This is a genomic window from Streptomyces sp. NBC_01334, assembly GCF_035983595.1.
In the GTDB taxonomy this organism is placed as follows: Bacteria; Actinomycetota; Actinomycetes; order Streptomycetales; family Streptomycetaceae; genus Streptomyces; species Streptomyces coriariae.
On record NZ_CP130718.1, the window covers coordinates 101,516 to 120,575 of the forward strand.

Annotated in this window: 13 protein-coding genes; 3 read left to right on the forward strand and 10 right to left on the reverse strand. The window is 72.5% G+C overall.

What is annotated here, in order from left to right; all coding sequences use genetic code 11:
- The 3 genes from OG736_RS00450 to OG736_RS00460 all read left to right on the forward strand — a co-directional run bounded on the left by OG736_RS00450 (position 1) and on the right by OG736_RS00460 (position 3,032).
- On the forward strand, positions 1 to 1,170 hold the full coding sequence (locus OG736_RS00450) for a hydroxymethylglutaryl-CoA synthase (protein ID WP_327180560.1): 1,170 nt from the start codon (positions 1 to 3) through the stop codon (positions 1,168 to 1,170).
- A 143-nt stretch (positions 1,171 to 1,313) separates the two neighbouring features.
- Positions 1,314 to 2,291 (forward strand): 3-oxoacyl-ACP synthase III family protein, encoded by a 978-nt coding sequence (locus OG736_RS00455; protein WP_327187478.1) that lies wholly within the window; start codon positions 1,314 to 1,316, stop codon positions 2,289 to 2,291.
- 150 nt (positions 2,292 to 2,441) lie between these two features.
- Positions 2,442 to 3,032 carry a malonic semialdehyde reductase gene (locus tag OG736_RS00460; protein ID WP_327180561.1) on the forward strand — a complete coding sequence of 197 codons (591 nt, stop codon included), beginning with the start codon at positions 2,442 to 2,444 and terminating at the stop codon, positions 3,030 to 3,032.
- A gap of 242 nt (positions 3,033 to 3,274) precedes the next feature.
- Here OG736_RS00460 and OG736_RS00465 read toward each other — a convergent pair whose 3' ends face one another.
- The 10 genes from OG736_RS00465 to OG736_RS00510 all read right to left on the reverse strand — a co-directional run bounded on the left by OG736_RS00465 (position 3,275) and on the right by OG736_RS00510 (position 18,649).
- Entirely contained in the window at positions 3,275 to 3,595 is a 321-nt protein-coding gene (locus OG736_RS00465; protein WP_327180562.1) for a DUF6059 family protein, read from the reverse strand.
- Positions 3,596 to 3,842: 247 nt separating this feature from the next.
- Positions 3,843 to 3,971 carry a surface protein gene (locus OG736_RS00470; protein ID WP_327180563.1) on the reverse strand — a complete coding sequence of 43 codons (129 nt, stop codon included), beginning with the start codon at positions 3,969 to 3,971 and terminating at the stop codon, positions 3,843 to 3,845.
- A gap of 20 nt (positions 3,972 to 3,991) precedes the next feature.
- Positions 3,992 to 5,455 (reverse strand): adenosylhomocysteinase, encoded by a 1,464-nt coding sequence (gene ahcY / locus OG736_RS00475; protein ID WP_327180564.1) that lies wholly within the window; start codon positions 5,453 to 5,455, stop codon positions 3,992 to 3,994.
- The gene (metF, locus tag OG736_RS00480; protein WP_327180565.1) at positions 5,433 to 6,338 is read right to left on the reverse strand and encodes a methylenetetrahydrofolate reductase [NAD(P)H]; all 906 of its coding nucleotides are present in this window, start codon (positions 6,336 to 6,338) and stop codon (positions 5,433 to 5,435) included. Before metF ends, ahcY begins: the two co-directional genes overlap by 23 nt.
- Positions 6,335 to 9,838 (reverse strand): methionine synthase, encoded by a 3,504-nt coding sequence (gene metH / locus OG736_RS00485; RefSeq protein WP_327180566.1) that lies wholly within the window; start codon positions 9,836 to 9,838, stop codon positions 6,335 to 6,337. Before metH ends, metF begins: the two co-directional genes overlap by 4 nt.
- Entirely contained in the window at positions 9,835 to 10,818 is a 984-nt protein-coding gene (locus OG736_RS00490) for a carbohydrate kinase family protein (RefSeq protein ID WP_327180567.1), read from the reverse strand. Before OG736_RS00490 ends, metH begins: the two co-directional genes overlap by 4 nt.
- Before the next feature lie 89 nt (positions 10,819 to 10,907).
- Positions 10,908 to 12,116 (reverse strand): methionine adenosyltransferase, encoded by a 1,209-nt coding sequence (gene metK, locus OG736_RS00495; RefSeq protein ID WP_327180568.1) that lies wholly within the window; start codon positions 12,114 to 12,116, stop codon positions 10,908 to 10,910.
- Between the two features lie 494 nt (positions 12,117 to 12,610).
- The gene (locus OG736_RS00500) at positions 12,611 to 16,213 is read right to left on the reverse strand and encodes a condensation domain-containing protein (RefSeq protein WP_327180569.1); all 3,603 of its coding nucleotides are present in this window, start codon (positions 16,211 to 16,213) and stop codon (positions 12,611 to 12,613) included.
- Positions 16,214 to 16,741: 528 nt separating this feature from the next.
- On the reverse strand, positions 16,742 to 17,695 hold the full coding sequence (locus tag OG736_RS00505; RefSeq protein ID WP_327180570.1) for an aromatase/cyclase: 954 nt from the start codon (positions 17,693 to 17,695) through the stop codon (positions 16,742 to 16,744).
- Positions 17,696 to 17,896: 201 nt separating this feature from the next.
- Positions 17,897 to 18,649, reverse strand: a complete 753-nt coding sequence (locus tag OG736_RS00510; protein WP_327180571.1) for a thioesterase II family protein — start codon at positions 18,647 to 18,649, stop codon at positions 17,897 to 17,899.
- Positions 18,650 to 19,060: the final 411 nt, after the last annotated feature.

Below are 19,060 nucleotides of genomic sequence, written 5' to 3' on the forward strand. Positions count from 1 at the left end.
ATGTCCATATCCATCGGAATCCACGACCTGTCGATTGCGACCGGCGAGTTCGTCCTGCCGCACACGGCGCTCGCCGCACACAACGGCACCGAGATCGGCAAGTACCACGTGGGCATCGGCCAGGAGTCGATGAGTGTTCCCGCCGCTGACGAGGACATCGTGACGATGGGTGCGGCGGCGGCCGCGCCGATCATCGCCCGGCACGGCAAGGACCGCATCCGCACGGTCGTGTTCGCCACCGAGTCGTCGATCGACCAGGCGAAGGCGGCCGGGGTGTACGTCCATTCGCTGCTCGGGCTGCAGTCGGCGACCCGTGTCGTCGAACTGAAGCAGGCCTGCTACGGGGCGACGGCGGCCCTGCAGTTCGCCATCGGCCTGGTGCAGCGCGACCCGGCCCAGCAGGTCCTGGTGATCGCCAGCGACGTCTCCAAGTACGAGCTGGACAGCCCCGGTGAGGCCACCCAGGGTGCGGCCGCGGTGGCCATGCTGGTCGGGGTGGACCCCGCCCTGGTGCGCATCGAGGACCCCTCCGGCCTGTTCACCGCCGACGTCATGGACTTCTGGCGGCCGAACTACCGCGATGCGGCCCTGGTCGACGGGCAGGAGTCCATCGGCGCCTACCTGCAGGCGGCGGAGGGCACCTGGAAGGACTACGCCGAGCAGGGCGGCCGCTCCCTCGAGGAGTTCGCCGCGTTCTGCTACCACCAGCCGTTCACGAAGATGGCCTACAAGGCCCACCGTCACCTGCTGAACTACTGCGGCTACGACACCGACAAGGACGCCATCGCCCGCGACCTGGGGCAGACCACGGCCTACAACACCGTGATCGGCAACAGCTACACCGCCTCGGTGTACCTGGGCCTGGCCGCGCTGCTGGACCAGGCCGACGACCTGACGGGCCGGCCCGTCGCCTTCCTCAGCTACGGCTCCGGCAGCGTCGCGGAGTTCTTCGCCGGGACCGTGGTCGCCGGCTACCGCGAGCAGCTGCGGACCGAGGCGAACCAGGAGGCGATCAGCCGGCGCACGCCGGTCGACTACGCCGGCTACCGCGCACTGCACGAGTTCAAGTTCCCCACCGACGGCGGCGACCACGCCGCCCCCGAGCAGACCACGGGGCCGTTCCGGCTGGCCGGGATCAGCGGCCACAAGCGCCTCTACCAGCGGCGCTAGCACGCCCGGGCCCGCACGGGCAGGCGGGCGGCCCTGACCCGGGCCGCCCCCTGCCCGGCGCCCTGTCCGCACTGTTTTCCAACATCACCTGAGGGGAGGGCAGCCGCATGGAAGACCTCACGATCCTCGGTACGGGCAGCCCCATGAAGGACGTCAGGATCCTCGGTACGGGTGCCTACGTGCCGGACCGGATCGTCTCCAACGACGAGGTGGGTGCGCCGGCCGGCGTCGACGACGCCTGGATCACCCGCAAGACCGCGATCCGTGAGCGGCGCTGGGCCGCCCCGGAGCAGGCCACGTCGGACCTGGCCACGGCCGCGGCGCGGGCCGCGATGGAGTCGGCCGGCATCACTGCCGAGCAGCTGTCCGTGATCGCGGTCGCCACGTCCACGCCGGACCGTCCCCAGCCGCCGACGGCGGCCTATGTCCAGCGCAATCTCGGCGCGTCCGGCACCGCGGCGTTCGATGTCAACGCGGTGTGTTCGGGCACCGTGTTCGCGCTCTCCGCGGTCAGCGGCGTCATGCTCCGGCGGGGCGGCCACGCGCTGGTCATCGGCGCCGACGTGTACTCGCGCATCCTCGACCCGGCCGACCGCAAGACGGTCATCCTGTTCGGGGACGGCGCCGGTGCGATGGTCCTGGGTCCGACCGGGCGGGGCCCGCTGGTGCGCCATGTCGCCCTGCACACGTTCGGCGCTCTCGCGGACCTGATCCAGGTGCCCGCGGGCGGCAGCCGGCTGCCCGCCGACCCGGGCGCCCTCGACGCCGGGCTGCAGTACTTCGCGATGGACGGGCGTGAGGTGCGCCGCTTCGTGGTGGAGGAACTGCCGCAGCTGGTCAAGGGTTTCCTGCACGAGGCTGGCGTCGGCCCCGAGGACATCAGCCACTTCGTTCCGCACCAGGCCAACGGCGTCATGCTCGACGAGGTCTTCGCGGACCTGTCCCTGCCCCGCGCCACCATGCACAAGACGGTGACGCAGCTCGGCAACACCGGAGCCGCCTCCATCCCGATCACTTTGGACGCGGCCGTCCGCAAGGGCGCCTTCCGCCCGGGCGAACTGGTCCTGCTGGCCGGCTTCGGCGGCGGCATGGCCGCGAGTTTCGCCCTGGTCGAGTGGTGAGGCCCTGCCCCCACCGCGGGCGGGCCCACCGCGTGGCGTGCCCGCCCGTGCCGGCACCGCTGAACCCACCCGAACCCCTCAGCCCGGGCGGCCGAGGGTTCACGCGTCCGCCGCACCGATCCGCCCTCTTCCCGGGAAGGTCACCGACCCATGCCGCTCGTACTCGACGCCGCCGCCCAGGACCTCCTCTTCCGTGAGGCCCGCACCGCCAGCACCTTCACCGACGAGCCGGTGACCGAGGAGCAGATCCGGGCCGTCTACGACCTGGTCAAGTACGGCCCCACCGCCTCCAACCAGAGCCCGCTGCGCATCACCCTGGTCCGCTCCCCCGAGGCCCGTGAGCGCCTGGTGCGGCACATGGCCGAGGGCAACCGGCCCAAGACCGCCGCCGCCCCGCTGTCCGCGGTCCTGTCCACCGACAACGAGTTCCACGCCCGGCTGCCCCGGCTGTTCCCGCACGCCCCGCAGGTCAAGGACGTGCTCTACGCCGACCGCGCGGGCCGTGAGAGGTCGGCCCTGCTCAACGGGGCCCTGCAGGCCGCGTACTTCATCGTCGGCGTCCGCGCCGCCGGCCTCGCGGCCGGCCCGATGAGCGGCTTCGACGCCGCCGGCGTCCGCAAGGAGTTCCTGGACGACGACCACACCCCGCTGATGGTCGTCAACATCGGCCGGCCCGGCCCCGGCGCCTGGCGCCCGCGGCTGCCCCGCCTGGACATCGACGAGGTCATCACCACTGTCTGAGCCCCGCCCCGCCCGCCCCCGGCAGCCCTTGGCCGCGCCCCACGCCCCACGCCCCACGCCCCACGCCCCGCGCCCCGCGCCCCGCGTCCCGCGTCCCGGCCGAGGGCTGCGGCGCGCGGCGGCGGGGGCCGGCGCGCAGGGCCGCCTGCGCGTGCCGTGCGGGGTCGCCGAGGGCCTGCCCGGCGGACCGGGGCACGGACGCGGGGTCCGCACACTGATCGGCCGGACAGGCCCTGAGGGATTCAGCTGCCGTCGCGGACGTGGTCGTGGGCCGGCCACAGTTCGCGGGCGAGCAGCATTTCCTGTTCGGACAGCGGGATGTCGCCCCGCAGCCGCTCGGGGTGGGCGGGCGGCGGCCCGCCGGCCCCCGGCGGCAGTTCCAGGAACCGTGCCTGGGCGTAGCGCACGAGGCGGCTCCTGGGGCGTGCGGCGGAACGGGACGGGTCGATGGCCTGAACCGCCTCGGGGCCGACATAGACGGCTCCCAGGCACGCCAGTGCCCGCCCCGCGGCCCGCAGCAGGCCGTTGATCAGCCGCAGACCGCCGCGCAGTATCCGAATCATGTCTGCACCTCCGCACCTCCACTCGTCGTTGCCTACAGAGACTGGCAAGGTTCACTCGTGGACCGATCGAGGAGGCGTGGCGCACGGCGGTGCTGTTTTCGGCCCGCCGGGTGCCCTGGACGGGGCACGGCCGGCGCCGGCTGCCGCGGTTCGCGCCGCCGGGGCCGGTGCGGGCGCGGCAGGGTGCGGGCATGACGACGAGGCGCGCTGCAGCGGGTGTGCAGCGCGCCTGGGCGGAGCGGGGTCTTCAGTCGATGCCGCGTACGAGGTGGGACTCCGCGGTGTCGTCCTCGTCGATGCCGGCGAGCCGGAGCGGCGGGGCCAGGGCCGGGGTGTCCTGGGGCTGTCTGTGGTCCTCCTTCAAAGGGTCGTGCACCTGGTCCTCCTTGGGTCGACTCAGTAGCGGTAGTGGTCCGGCTTGTAGGGGCCCTCGACCTCGACACCGATGTACGAGGCCTGCTCGGGGCGCAGGGTGGTCAGCTTGACGCCGAGGGCGTCCAGGTGGAGACGGGCGACCTTCTCGTCGAGGTGCTTGGGCAGCACATAGACGTCGACCGGGTACTCGTCCGGCTTGGTGAACAGCTCGATCTGGGCCAGGGTCTGGTCCGCGAAGGAGTTGGACATCACGAACGACGGGTGACCGGTGGCGTTGCCCAGGTTCAGCAGGCGGCCCTCCGACAGCACGATGAGGACCTTGCCGTCGGGGAACTTCCAGGTGTGGACCTGCGGCTTGACCTCGTCCTTGACGATGCCCGGGATCTTCGCCAGGCCGGCCATGTCGATCTCGTTGTCGAAGTGACCGATGTTCCCGACGATCGCCTGGTGCTTCATCCTGGCCATGTCGGCGGCCATGATGATGTCCTTGTTGCCGGTCGTGGTGACGAAGATGTCGGCCGTCTCGACGACCTCGTCCAGCGTGGTCACCTGGTAGCCGTCCATCGCCGCCTGCAGCGCGCAGATCGGGTCGATCTCGGTGACGATGACCCGGGCGCCCTGCCCGCGCAGCGACTCCGCACAGCCCTTGCCGACGTCGCCGTAGCCGAAGACGACCGCGGTCTTGCCGCCGATCAGGACATCGGTGGCACGGTTGATGCCGTCGATCAGGGAGTGCCGGCAGCCGTACTTGTTGTCGAACTTCGACTTCGTGACCGCGTCGTTGACGTTGATCGCCGGGAACAGCAGGCTGCCGTCACGGTGCATCTCGTACAGACGGTGGACACCCGTCGTGGTCTCCTCGGTCACACCGCGGATCTCCGACGCGAGCTGCGTCCACTTCTGCGAACCCTCGGTGATCGTGCGGTTCAGGAGCTCGAGGACGACCCGGTGCTCGTCGTTCTCCGCCGTGTCGACCGAGGGAACCTTGCCGGCCTTCTCGTACTCGACGCCCTTGTGGACCAGGAGCGTGGCGTCACCGCCGTCGTCGAGGATCATGTTCGGGCCGCCGGTGGGGCTGTTCGGCCAGGTCAGCGCCTGCTCCGTGCACCACCAGTACTCCTCCAGCGTCTCGCCCTTCCAGGCGAAGACCGGGACGCCCTGCGGGTCGTCGGGCGTGCCGTTCGGGCCCACCGCGATCGCGGCGGCCGCGTGGTCCTGGGTGGAGAAGATGTTGCAGGACACCCAGCGGACCTCGGCGCCCAGGGCGACCAGGGTCTCGATCAGCACGGCGGTCTGCACGGTCATGTGCAGCGAGCCCATGATCCGGGCGCCGGCCAGCGGCTGCGCCTCGGCGTACTCCGTGCGGATCGCCATCAGGCCGGGCATCTCGTGCTCGGCGAGGGTGATCTCCTTGCGGCCGAAGGCGGCCAGGGAGAGATCGGCGACCTTGAAGTCCGTGAAGTCAGTGCTGGGCTGCGAGGACATGCTGGGTACTCCTTGAGTTCGCTACGTTGCGGTGGATTTCGAGCGTCGCCGTCGAGCGGTTCAGCGTGATGTAGTGCAGTCCGGGGGCGCCTTCGGCGAGGAGCCGCTCGGCCATCGCGGTGGCGTGCTCGACGCCGATGCGGTGGCCTTCGGCGGGCTCGTCGCGCACGGTGTCCAGGCGGTGGGCCAGGTCCTCGGGGAAGGCGGCGCCGCTGAGGGCGGCGAAGCGGGCGATCTGGCGTACGTCGGTGGCCGGCATGATCTCCGGGATGATCGGGGTGTCGCAGCCCGCGGCGGCCACCCGGTCGCGCAGCCGCAGATAGTCCTCGACGTCGAAGAACATCTGGGTGATGGCGTAGTCGGCGCCCGCCCTGCACTTGGCGACGAAGTGGCGGATCTCGCTGTCCCAGTCCGGCGAGCGCGGATGGCGCTCCGGGAAGGCCGCCACGCCGACGCTGAAGTCGCCTGACTCCTTGACCAGAGCGACCAGTTCATGGGCGTGGGTGAAGCCGTCGGGGTGCCGCTTCCAGGGGGCGTTGGGGTCGCCGGGCGGGTCGCCGCGCAGGGCGAGGACGTCGCGCACGCCGGCGTCGGCGTACTGGCCGATGATGTGGCGCAGCTCCGCCACCGAGTGGCCGACCGCGGTCAGATGGGCGACGGGGCGCAGGGTGGTCTGGGTTGCGATCCGTTTGGTCACCTCGACGGTGCGGTCCCGGGAGGAGCCGCCGGCGCCGTAGGTGACGGAGACGAAGGCCGGTGCGAGGGGTTCGATGCGGCGGATCGCCTCCCACAGCGTCCGCTCGCCCTTGGCGGTCTTCGGCGGGAAGAACTCGAAGGAGAACGACGGGGTCCCCCGGCCGAGGGTGTCGCGCAGGGTGGTCATGGGCGGCCTCCGGCGTTGAAGTAGCTGGCCTCGGGGTGGTGCACGACGATGGCGTCCGTGGACTGTTCGGGGTGCAGCTGGAACTCCTCGGACAGGTGGACGCCGATGCGCTCGGGCCGGAGCAGGCCGGCGATCTTGGCGCGGTCCTCCAGGTCGGGGCAGGCCGGGTAGCCCAGGGAGTAGCGGCAGCCCTGGTACTCGGTGCGCAGCATGGCGTCCAGGGAGTCCGGGTCGGCCGAGGCGATGCCGAGTTCGGAGCGCACGCGTGCGTGCCAGTACTCGGCGAGGGCTTCGGCCAGCTGCACGGACAGGCCGTGCAGTTCGAGGTAGTCGCGGTAGGAGTTCGACTCGAACAGCTTCGCGGTCTCCTCGCCGATGCGGGAGCCGACGGTGACGACCTGGAGGCCGACGACGTCGGTCTCCCCCGATTCCTGGGGGCGGAAGAAGTCGGCCAGGCACAGGCGGCGGCCGCGGTGCTGGCGGGGGAAGGAGAACCGGGTCAGTTCGGAGCCGTTGTCGTCCAGCAGGATCAGGTCGTCGCCCTTGGAGACGGCACGGAAGTAGCCGTGGACGACGGCCGCCTCGAGGAGGTTGTCGGTCTGCAGGCGGTCCAGCCAGCCGCGCAGCCGGGGCCGGCCCTCGGTCTCGACGAGTTCCTCGTAACTCGGTCCGTCGCCGGCGCGGGTCTGCTTCAGGCCCCACTGACCCTTGAACAGGGCGCTCTCGTCGAGCCAGGAGGCGTACTCCCTGAGCGGGATGCCCTTGACGACGCGGGTGCCCCAGAACGGCGGTGCGGGCACGCGGTTGTCGGTGGCGACGTCGGAACGTCCGCCTTCTTCGGGTCGCTCCTGTACGACGAGGGCAGGCGCGGTGGTCTTGACCCGGCGCTGCTTGAGCTCGGGCAGCTTCGCGCCGGGCACCTGCCGCTTGACCGCGATGAGGGCGTCCATGAGGTACAGGCCCTCGAAGGCGTCGCGGGCGTAGCGGACCTCGCCCTGGTAGATCTCGTGCAGGTCCTGTTCGACGTAGGCGCGGGTGAGGGCGGCGCCGCCGAGGATGACGGGGTAGTTCGCGGCCAGGCCGCGGGAGTTGAGCTCCTGCAGGTTCTCCTTCATGATCACCGTGGATTTGACCAGCAGGCCCGACATGCCGATGACGTCGGCCCGGTGCTCCTCGGCGGCCTCCAGGATCGCGGAGACCGGCTGCTTGATGCCGAGGTTGACGACGTTGTAGCCGTTGTTGGACAAGATGATGTCGACGAGGTTCTTGCCGATGTCGTGGACGTCGCCGCGCACCGTGGCCAGCACGATGGTGCCCTTGCCCTCCGCGTCCGACTTCTCCATGTGCGGCTCGAGGTAGGCCACCGCGGTCTTCATGACCTCGGCGGACTGCAGCACGAACGGCAGCTGCATCTGGCCGGAACCGAACAGCTCACCGACCACCTTCATGCCGTCCAGGAGCGTGTCGTTGACGATGTCGAGGGCGGGGCGGGTCCGCAGGGCCTCGGCGAGGTCGGCGTCCAGGCCGTTCTTCTCGCCGTCGATGATCCGCCGCTTGAGACGCTCGTCCAGCGGCAGCGCCGCCAGCTCCTCCGCCTTGCCCGCCTTCAGCGACTTGGTGGTGGCACCCTCGAACAGCGCCATCAGCTTCTGCAGCGGGTCATAGCCCTCGGCCCGGCGGTCGTAGATCAGATCGAGGGCGGTGGTGACCTCTTCCTCGCTGAACCGGGCGATGGGCAGGATCTTCGACGCGTGCACGATCGCCGAGTCCAGGCCCGCCTTCACACACTCGTCGAGGAAGACCGAGTTGAGCAGGATCCGCGCGGCCGGGTTCAGACCGAAGGAGATGTTCGACAGGCCCAGGGTGGTCTGCACGTCGGGGCGGCGCCGCTTGAGCTCACGGATCGCCCCGATGGTGGCGATGCCGTCGCCCCGGGACTCCTCCTGACCGGTGCAGATCGTGAACGTCAGGGTGTCGATGAGGATGTCCGACTCCTGGATGCCCCAGTTCACCGTCAGGTCCTCGATGAGCCGCTCGGCGATGGCGACCTTCGTCTCGACCGTGCGGGCCTGGCCCTCCTCGTCGATGGTCAGCGCGATCAGCGCGGCACCGTGCTCCCGCGCCAGCTCCGTCACCTTGGCGAAACGCGACTCGGGGCCGTCACCGTCCTCGTAGTTGACGGAGTTGATGACCGCGCGGCCGCCGAGCCGCTCCAGACCCGCCCGGATGACCGGGACCTCCGTGGAGTCCAGGACGACCGGCAGCGTGGACGCCGTCGCGAACCGGCCCGCCAGCTCGTCCATGTCCGCGACACCGTCGCGGCCCACATAGTCCACGCACAGGTCGAGCATGTGCGCGCCCTCGCGGATCTGGTCCCGGGCCATCTCCACGCAGTCGTCCCAGCGGCCCTCCAGCATCGCCTCACGGAACTTCTTCGAACCGTTGGCGTTCGTCCGCTCACCGATCGCCATGTAGGCGGTGTCCTGCCGGAACGGCACCGTCTGGTACAGCGAGGCGGCGCCGGGCTCGGGCTGCGGCTGCCGCGGTGCCGGGGCCATGCCGCGTACCCGCTCGACGACCTGGCGCAGATGCTCGGGCGTCGTGCCGCAGCAGCCGCCCACCAGCGAGAGGCCGTACTCGCGGACGAAGTTCTCCTGGGCGTCGGCCAGTTCGGAGGCGGTCAGCGGGTAGTGGGCGCCGTTCGTGCCCAGCACCGGCAGCCCCGCGTTGGGCATGCAGGACAGCCGGATGCGGGAGTGGCGGGCCAGATAGCGCAGGTGCTCGCTCATCTCGGCGGGTCCGGTCGCGCAGTTCAGGCCGATCATGTCGATGCCGAGGGGTTCCAGCGCGGTCAGCGCGGCACCGATCTCGGAGCCGAGCAGCATCGTGCCGGTCGTCTCCACCGTCACGGACACGATGAGCGGCACGTCGAGGCCGAGTGCCTGAAGGCCGCGGCGGGCGCCGAGGACGGAGGCCTTGGTCTGCAGCAGGTCCTGGGTGGTCTCGACGAGCAGCGCGTCGGCGCCGCCCGCGACCAGGCCCTCGGCGTTCTGCTGGTAGGCGTCGCGCAGGACGGTGTAGGGGGCGTGGCCCAGGGTGGGCAGTTTGGTGCCGGGGCCGATGGAGCCCAGCACCCAGCGCGGGCGGCCGTCGCGTGCGGTGTACGCGTCGGCCGTCTCGCGGGCCACGCGGGCGCCGGCCTGGGACAGTTCGTGGACGCGTCCGGCGATGTCGTACTCGCCCAGGGCCGCGTGGTTGGCGCCGAAGGTGTTGGTCTCGACGCAGTCGACGCCCGCGTCGAAGTACTCCTCGTGCACGGAGCGCACGATGTCCGGGCGGGTGACGTTGAGGATCTCGTTGCAGCCCTCGAGCTGCTCGAAGTCCTCGAGGGTGGGCTCCTGTTCCTGGAGCATGGTGCCCATCGCGCCGTCGGCGACCACCACGCGGGTGGCGAAGGCCTCGCGGAGCGCGGCAATGCGGGTCCGGTGGTCAGCGGTCATGAGTGTTCTCCGAGGACTGGCGCGAGCGGGGCGGCCGTACCGGGGCCGTAGGCTCGCTCGACGACGGCGGACAGCTGTGCCAGGTCGACCTCGTAGGACTGCGAGCCCACCGCGCCGAGGACCACGGAGGCCAGCGCGCAGCCCAGTCGGGCCGCGGGTTCGAGCGGCACGCCGTGGCTGACGGCGGCGAGGAAACCGGCGCGGAAGGCGTCGCCGACGCCGGTCGGGTCGGCCGTGTCGGTGTCGGGGATCGCGGGGACGTCGAGCGGGGGCTGTCCGGCGCTTTCGATGCGCACCCCCTTCTCGCCCAGGGTGGTGACCCAAGTGCCGACGACCGCGAGGATCTCGGTGCGGCTCCAGCCGGTGCGTTCCTTCAGCAGCGCGGCCTCGTACTCGTTGGTGAACAGCCAGGCGGCGCCGTCCACCAGGTCGCGGACCTGGTCGCCGTCCAGGCGGGCCAGTTGCTGCGAGGGGTCGGCCGCGAAGGGCAGACCGAGGGTCCGGCACTCGGCGGTGTGGCGGAGCATCGCCGCCGGGTCGTTGGGCGAGACCAGGACGAGGCCGGGGCGGTCGGGGCCGGTGACGAGGGCGCGCAGGTCGATGTCGTGGGCCTCGGTCATGGCGCCCGCGTAGAACGCGGCGATCTGGTTGGCGTCCTCGTCGGTGATGCACATGAAGCGGGCGGTCTGCCGTTCGGCGGAGATGTGCACTCCCCCGGTGTCGACACCGTGCTCCTTCAGCCACACCGCGTACTCGGCGAAGTCCGTGCCGACCGCTCCGACCAGGAGGGGCGACAGGTCGAAGCCGCCGAGGCCGAAGGCGATGTTGGCGGCGACGCCGCCCCGGCGCACCTCGAGACGGTCGACGAGGAAGGAGAGCGAGATGTGGGCCAGCTGCTCGGGAAGCAGCTGGTCCGTGAACCGTCCGGGGAAGACCATCAGATGGTCGGTGGCAATGGATCCTGTCACCGCGATGCGCACGGGAACTCCTTCGGTCGCTTCGGTCGCTGATCGCCGGTGTGGCACGGCGTCGGGCCGCGACCGTCGGGCCCGGCCGTCAGGTGTCGGGCTCAGCTGCCCGCGGCTGCCTTGAGCTGCTGGGCGCGGTCGGTGCGTTCCCAGGTGAAGTCGGGCAGCTCGCGGCCGAAGTGGCCGTAGGCGGCGGTCTGGGCGTAGATCGGGCGCAGCAGGTCGAGGTCGCGGATGATCGCGGCCGGGCGCAGGTCGAAGACCTCCCCGATGGCCTGCTGGATCTTCTCCACCGCAACGGTGTGGGTGCCGAAGGTCTCCACGAACAGGCCCACCGGCTCGGCCTTGCCGATCGCGTACGCCACCTGCACCTCGCACCGCGAGGCCAGGCCGGCCGCGACGACGTTCTTGGCCACCCAGCGCATCGCGTACGCGGCGCTGCGGTCCACCTTGGAGGGGTCCTTGCCGGAGAAGGCGCCGCCGCCGTGGCGGGCCATCCCCCCGTACGTGTCGATGATGATCTTGCGTCCGGTCAGGCCCGCGTCGCCCATCGGGCCGCCGATCTCGAAGCGTCCCGTCGGGTTGACCAGCAGGCGGTAGCCCTCCGTCTCCAGTTTGATGCCCTCGTCGGCGAGCTGTCCCAGCACATGCTCGACGACCTCCTGGCGGATGTCGGGCGTGAGCAGGGACTCCAGGTCGATGTCGGAGGCATGCTGCGAGGAGACCACCACGGTGTCCAGGCGGACCGCCTTGTCACCGTCGTACTCGATGGTGACCTGTGTCTTGCCGTCGGGCCGCAGATACGGGACGGTGCCGTCCTTGCGGACCTGCGTCAGACGGCGCGACAGCCGGTGCGCCAGCTCGATGGGCAGCGGCATCAGGTTCGGCGTCTCGTCCGTCGCGTAGCCGAACATCAGACCCTGGTCACCGGCGCCCTGCCGGTCCAGCTCGTCCTCGTCGCCCTCGACCCGTGACTCGTACGCCGTGTCCACGCCCTGGGCGATGTCCGCCGACTGCGCGCCGATGGACACCGACACCCCGCACGAGGCCCCGTCGAAGCCCTTGGCCGACGAGTCGTAGCCGATGTCGAGGATGGCGTCGCGCACGAGCTGGGCGATCGGAGCGTAGGCCGAGGTGGTGACCTCACCGGCGATGTGCACCTGGCCGGTGGTGATCAGCGTCTCCACCGCGACCCGCGAGGCGGGGTCCTGACGCAGCAGCGCGTCCAGGATCGTGTCGCTGATCCGGTCCGCGATCTTGTCGGGATGTCCTTCGGTCACGGACTCCGAGGTGAAAAGACGACGGGACATGACTCTCCAGATGGTTGAGGGCCCAGAGGCGAAGGGCGTCCGAGGCGGGCGAGGGGCCGCCCGTGTCACAGCCACGATGTGCGACCTCGAACGAGGAGCACTTGAAGGGCGACGGAACAGCAGCGGAGTGGATCACTCATGCGGTGTGCTCCGCCGCGCCGGAGCTGCCGTGCGCGGGTGGGGCGGTGCCGTGGCGCCCCGGATCCGCCCTGCCCCGGATCCGTTCCCGCGGCCCGTTCCGTCCCGCGACCGGGCTCCGCGATCGGTCCCGTCCTGCGATCGGTCCCGCCTCGGACCCGCCTTGCTCCGGATCGGTCCCGTCTCCGACCCGTCCTGCGGTCGGGTTCCGTGATCGGTCCCGTGATCGGTCCCGTCCTGCTCCGGATCCGTTCTGTCTTGGTTCTGTCCTGCGATCCGTCCCGGGCGGGATCGGTCCTGCACCGGTTCTGTCCCGCGATCCGTCCCGGGCGGGATCCGTCCTGCGGGGTCTCGCCTCAGCCGTCCGGTGCAGTGGCGTCCCGGAGGGCACGGGCGAGTGCGGGGGCCCGCTCCCGCTCGTCCGCGAACGCGCCGGCGAGCACCACGCGGGGCGGGCGGGCGCCGTCGGCCGCGATACGCCGGGCGATGTCGCAGGCGAGGGCGCCCGCGCCGGAGAACCCTGCGAGCAGCAGGGGTTGGCCGGCCGCGCGGGCGGCCAGGGCGGGTCCGGCGTCCTCGGCGTCGGTGCCGCCGGTGAGCACCAGCAGTTCCTGCGGGCCCGTATAGGTGGGGGGCAGCAGGTCGTAGCAGGTCGCGGCCGCACCCGGCGGCGGGATCAGGCAGATCGTGCCGGCCTGTTCCTGTCCCGCCGCGCGCAGGGTGACCAGCGCGTTGTCGCGGCCGGCTGCAACAGCGTCGGCCATGCGCGGTACGGCCCTGCCCTGCAAAAGCTTCAGCACCTCCGCGACGGTGGTGGACTCACCGGCCCACAAGGGGAGTTCACGCAGCAGCAGGGCACTTTGCACCAGCAGCTCGGCAGCCGCCTCCTCGTCGAGCACGTCACGGTCGTGGACCGCCGTCAGGACCAGGCCGCCGGCGTTGTCGTGGTGGGCGAGCAGCCCGATGGGCAGCACCGAGCGGGCGGGTACGGTGCCCGAGAACTCGGCCCGTATCCCCTGCGCGGCGAGTTCGCCCTCCAGGTCTTCCACCGGATGCGGCGGGTCCTCGAAGACGATGACGGTGTCGGCGGGGTCGGTGCCCGTACCGTGCCGGCCCCGGGCACGGATCCGGTCGGCGGGGACCCATTCGTAGGCGGCCATGTCCAGGGCGTGGTCGCGCAGCCGCCGCATCAGGTCCGCGAGCGTGCCCGCCGGGTCCACCCCGACGGTTATGGGCAGCGCGTTGCGCAGCGGTCCCGGCATCCGGGCCACGCCGTCGAGCGGTATCGCGCGCCCCGGAGCGCTCACCGCGAAGCAGACCGGGGCCGGGCCGGTGGCGTCGGAGGCGCGGTGGATGAGTATCGCCCAGACGGCCTGCAGTGCGCTGCTCTCCGCGGTGCCCCACAGGCCGGCCCAGCGCGCGAGGCGGATGGTTTCTGCGGGGTCCAGGCGCAGCCGGGCGCGGCCGACGCCGGTCAGCCGTGTGGCCTTGCCGGCGGGGCGGCCCGGTCGGGACGCCGCGGTGTCGGGCGGCGCGGAGCGCGCCCGGAACACCCGTACGGGCTCCAGGTCCTGGGCCGCGATCCAGTCGGTGTAGTCGCGCAGGTCGGGGCGGCGCTCGCCACCGGGCAGGGTGCCTCCGGCGAGGTAGGCCCGGTAGAACTCGCGCAGCAGGATGTGTGCGCTCCAGGTGTCCAGGAGCGCCCGGTGGTAGGTGAGCACGATCCGGGTGGGTGAGGCGCCGTCGGGTGCGGTGTGCTCCGTCTCCAGCAGGGTCAGGCGCAGTGCTCCGGGGCAGCGCAGGTCGAAGCCGCGCAGCCGGTCGCGTTCCAGGAGGGGCGACCAGTCGTCGCCGCGGTGGATGCGGCGGGTGATGTCGGGAGTGACCCGGCTGTGCACCATGAGCTGCGGTTCGGGGCCGCCGGTGAACGCGGTGCGCAGCACCGCTTCGCAGTCGAAGACGGACTGCCAGGCGGCGGTGAAGCGTTCCGGGTCGAGCGGGCCGTGCCAGACCCAGACGAGCTGCTCGACGTGGCGGCCGGTGCCGGGCCGCGCGTCGCCGCCGGTGAACAGCGCCGACTGCTGGGGGGTGGGCGTGAAGAGGGACGGGATGGGGGCGGTGCAGGCGTCGGCCAGCTGCGTCAGCAGGTCCCGCAGCAGGTCCGTGAGGGCGGCCACGGAGGTGTCGGTGATGCCTTCGGTGAGGTCGTGGACCGGGTCGAGGCCGATGTGCAGCCTGCCGCCGGTGATCTGGGCGTGCGCCTCGATGGGGTGCACGGGCCGGGCCGGCCGGTGCTGTGCGCTGCCGCGCACGGGGCGGACGGAGCCCGGCAGCAGCTCGCCCGGAGCGTGCAGGTGCAGGCAGGCCTGGGCGGGCGCCAGTTCGCGCAGGGCATCGCGCAGCAGCGGGTCGGGGCTCCACTCCCGGCAGGCCCCGAAACCCGCGCCGCCCGTGGCGTGGCCTGCGGCGGCGGCCAGGGGGCCGGCCAGCGCGGCCAGTTGGCCGAGGGGGTCGAGGCCGGGTTCCAGGGTGAGGTGGACCGGGTGCAGGTCGGTGAGCCGGCCCACGTGACGTTGTAGGCCCTGGTGGCCGGGCCTGGGGTCGCTGCGGACGTCGAGGCTGATGTCGTCGACGTCCTGCCAGCGGGCCAGGGCCAGGGCGAACACGCCGGTCAGGATCTGCCCGGCGGTCAACGCGAGCCGCTGGGCCAGGCCCTGGGTGATCCGCTCGGTCACGTCCTCGTCCAGAACGAAGCGCCGAGCGCAGTCCTGGGCGCGGTCCTGGGCGCAGTCCTGGGCGCGGTCGTGACCGCAGTCCTGGGCGGAGCCGGTGGGCCGGATCGTGCCGGGTGCGGTGTCCTGGGCGTCGGCGGAGACGGTGGCGGCCCTGTCGCCGGGCCGGGTCACCCGTGCGGAGGGGCGGGAGCTGAGCGCCCGGGACCTGCGCTCGGCGACAGCGGTCCAGTGGCGGACCTCGTCCGGGTCGCGGGCCAGCTCCCGCAGTCCGGTGACCCAGTCGGCCAGGCCGTCCGGGGCACGCCGCGGCCGCGCCGCGACTGCGGGCGCGGCCGTGCCGAGGGCGGCGGACAGGTCCTCGAGCAGGATCTGCCAGGACGCGGCGTCCACGGCGAGTTCATGGACCACCACGGCGAGCCGGTCGGCACGCGGCCCTGCCGGACGGCGGTCCCTGGCGAGCAGGGCCCGCAGCTGGACGCCCAGGTGGGCATCGAGAGTGCGGCCGACCGAGGCGACAGCCGCGGCGAAGCCGGCCTCGTCGCTGAACTCCCCCTCCACCAAAGGATCGTGACCGCCCGCGGCCACAGGCACCGGCACGGTCCTGGCGGCCCCGGCCTCGAACCCGTCCGCAGCCCCGGTCCCGGCCCCGTGTCCGTCCGCGGCCCCGGCTCCGATCTCGGTCCCGTGCCCGTCCGCAGCTCCGGTCCCGGCCCTGTCCGCAGTCCCGCCGGTGGTCGCGGCCTGCCCGGTCAGCCGGTCGCCCGCGGGGTCGAGGCGGGAGCGCAGCTGGGGGTGGGCGGCCAGGACCGCGTGCAGCGCCTCGCGTACCGCGGCCGCGTCCGGCGGAGCAGCCGGTTCGATGAACACCGCCTCGTAGCCGTGTCCGGCGGCGGGTGCGAGGACCGCGTACTGGGCGGGGGCGAGCGGGCGGTCGGCGGCGCGCGGCTCGGTGAGCAGGTCGGCGATGCGGCCCACCACGGACGCGGCGGCCGCCCCCTGCGTCGCCGTGAACCGGAGCGTGTGATGGTCGGGGCCGTGCCGCAGCAGCCGGTGCCGGGGCACGGTCCCGGCCGGCTCACCGGCGGTGAGCTCGCCCAGGACGTGTTCCAGGGCGGCGGGGTCGAGGGGCCCGCGCAGCTCGAGGTCCCACGGGGCCGCGTACGGGGCGGGCCCGGGGGCGACGACCACGGAGATCGCCTCGCGCGAGGAGCGGGAAACAGTCATGCCTGTCCGGGGGGTGCCGCTGGCGCCGGCGCGTTCCCCTCTCTCCTTTCTCTGGGCGCTGTACGGGCTGCGAGGTGGCGCTCGCCCGGTCCTGGTGGGGACCTGGGCGCCGTGCCGGTGGCCGGCCTGCCGGAGCCGGCCCTAGAGCGTGACGGACGGTGCGTGCCCGGCGGGATACGGGCAGCGGGTGGGGAGGCGGAGCGGGCGCAGCGCGGGGTGTGCCGGGGCCGTGGCGTACGGGTGGTGCTGCATGGCGCCTCCTGGTCCGCGGGAGTCCACAACGGTCGGGTTGACCAGGCTAGTTGCGGTAGGCACCCGAAGTCCGTTTTCCCGAGCGGGTGTGCAGCGGTGCCCGAGCGGTGCCCGAGCCCGCGCGATGGCCGCGTGGGCGCGGCCAGGGCGCAGGGCGCGGCAGCCGGTGTCCCGCCCCCGCCGCGCCCCCGCCGCGCACCCGCGCATCGGCTCACCGGCGCATCCGCCTGGCCTGCGGGCGGGGGCGGTGCGGTGGCCGTGCGGGCGGGGGCGGTGTCACAGCATGCGCACGGCGCTTTCCGCGTGCCGCTTGGCATGGGCGAGCAGGGCCCGGCTGTCCCGGCCGAGTTCCTCGCGCACATGCCGGCGCGCCTGTCCCAGGCCCGCGTGCTCGCCCAGCACGGCGGTGATGTTCTCCTCGCGCAGCACGACGCTGTGCTGGGCGATGACGGTCACCCCGGACTCGTCGGGGACGACGGACCATTCGCCGGTGTGCGCCTCCAGCAGGGTGTGGGGCGCGGTCTGCTTGTGGACGATGCGTCCCGCGTGCGGGAAGCAGATCCGTACCGAGTCCGAGGTGTGCGAGCCGTACTCGGTCAGGGTCTGCATGCTCAGGCGCTGCACGCCGGGCGCGTCCTCGGTGAGGTCGGCCCGGGTGACGTGCGGTACCAGGTCGGGCCAGTCCCCGGCCCGGTAGAGGAAGTCGTAGACCAGCTCGGCCGGGCCGTTGACGCGCACCGAGTCCTCGAAGGACAGGACCAGGTCGTCCAGGCGCGTCCACCGTTCGGCGAAGCTCTTGAGCTCGGCGAGCTGAGTGCGGCTGCTCGCGTCGGCGACCCGCCATGCCCACGCCCCGACTTCGGGCAGGTCGCCGGCGACGCTGAAGTCGTACAGCAGCTCGAGCTCGGTGCGGTGCGGGCCCCGCGAGCGTGCGTGGAAGGTGCCGCACATCGAGTTCAGCGGGGCCGCGGGCAGTTCCTGGCGGAACTCGATGCGGCGCTGCACCGGGTCAAGGTGGCGCCAGGAGGTCCACGACTTCAGCTGCCCGTCCAGGAGGGACCACATCCGCAGGCGCTCTCGTTCGCCGTCGCTCTCCAGGCGCTCCACATGGACGCTCGGGGAGAAGCAGAGCGGCAGTTTCGCCGCATCGGCCAGTACGGCGTAGACCACGCCGGCGGGCGCGGCCACGTGCACCGTGTGCGTCGCTCTGTCGACACGCTCACCAGACATCCGAACACCTCTCTTCACATTGCGCCGACGGGGACGGGGACGGAACACGTACAGGTTTCAGACGGCCGGACGAGAACCGCTGGATCATGAGCGGACCGGCGTCCGGCCGAAGCGCCGCCCACGGTCGCCGCCGGCCGGCGTGCGGCACGCGGGGGGCGAGGCGGTGTGCGCCCGCGCGGGCGGGCGGGCGGGTCACGCGGATCAGCCGACGGGCGCGGGCTGCTGGGCCAGGCGGCGGGTGACGCGGCAGACGCGGCCCAGGAGCCGGGGCAGTTCGCGGCCGCCGCACACGAAGAAGTGACGGCCGGGGACGGTGCGGGTCCAGGCGGGCCCCGCGGTCCACTGCCGCCAGCCGTCGGCGACCGTGGGCGGCGCCAGCGGGTTGTCCTGCGAGGCGACGACGAGGAGCGGGGTGGTCACAGGGCCCGCGCAGGAGGGCCTGCGGGCCGCCTCGTCCAGGGCCCGGGTGAGCTCCAGTTCGGCGCGCAGCACCGGCAGCATGGCCCGCAGGAGGATCCCCTCGTCGCTGCTGGGCGGCACGGCGCCCTGGCCGCCCAGCACGTGCAGCAGTTCGGCGTCCGTCGCCCCGCGCACGTCGGGCAGCCCGGCGTACACCTGCGGCGGCGAGTGGGCGCCGACGGCGAGGAGCGCGGGGCCGGGCAGGCCGGCCTCGTGCAGGGCGCGGGTGACGGCCAGGGCGACCATCGCGCCCAGACCGTGCCCGTACAGGACGTAGGGGCCGGGGGGCGCATCGGTGAACAGGGGCAGCACGTCGGCGAGGAGCGCCTCATGGGTGCTCACCCGGGGTTCGGAGCGCCGCCGGTCGCCGCCGGGCAGGGAGACCGGGACCACCTCGACCCCGGGTCCGGCGCTCGCCGCCCAGCGCTCGAAGAGCGACTCGCCCCCGATGGAGTGCGCGAAACAGTGGAGCCGCACTGGCTGTTCGTCCGACATGGCACCCTCCTGTACCTGTGCCCCTGGCCGCACGGGGTGGGATCCAACAGTGGCCGCACCGCCTCAAGTGCTGCTTGAAAGCGGGCTGAGACCGGCCCGCGGGGGGACGGGGCGGCAGGGCCTGGGGGTGTCGCACCCCCTCTTTTCTCGGGGGCGCCTTGAGGAACGGTGGATTCCGCCTCGAGCGGTCTTGTGCCGCACGGCGGGCCGGCCGGCGCGGGCGGCCGCCGCGCACGCCAACTCCGCCCGCTGTACGGGGTGTTCGGGCGGGCGGGGCCAGGTCCGCCGCGGCGGCCTGCACGGCCGCCGCGGCGACGCAGGTCACCGTGATCCCGGCTTCATTGCAGGGCGCGAAGTGGGTAGTCTCAGACCCGGACACATAAGTTACCGCTTAGTAGATTCGCTTTCGCA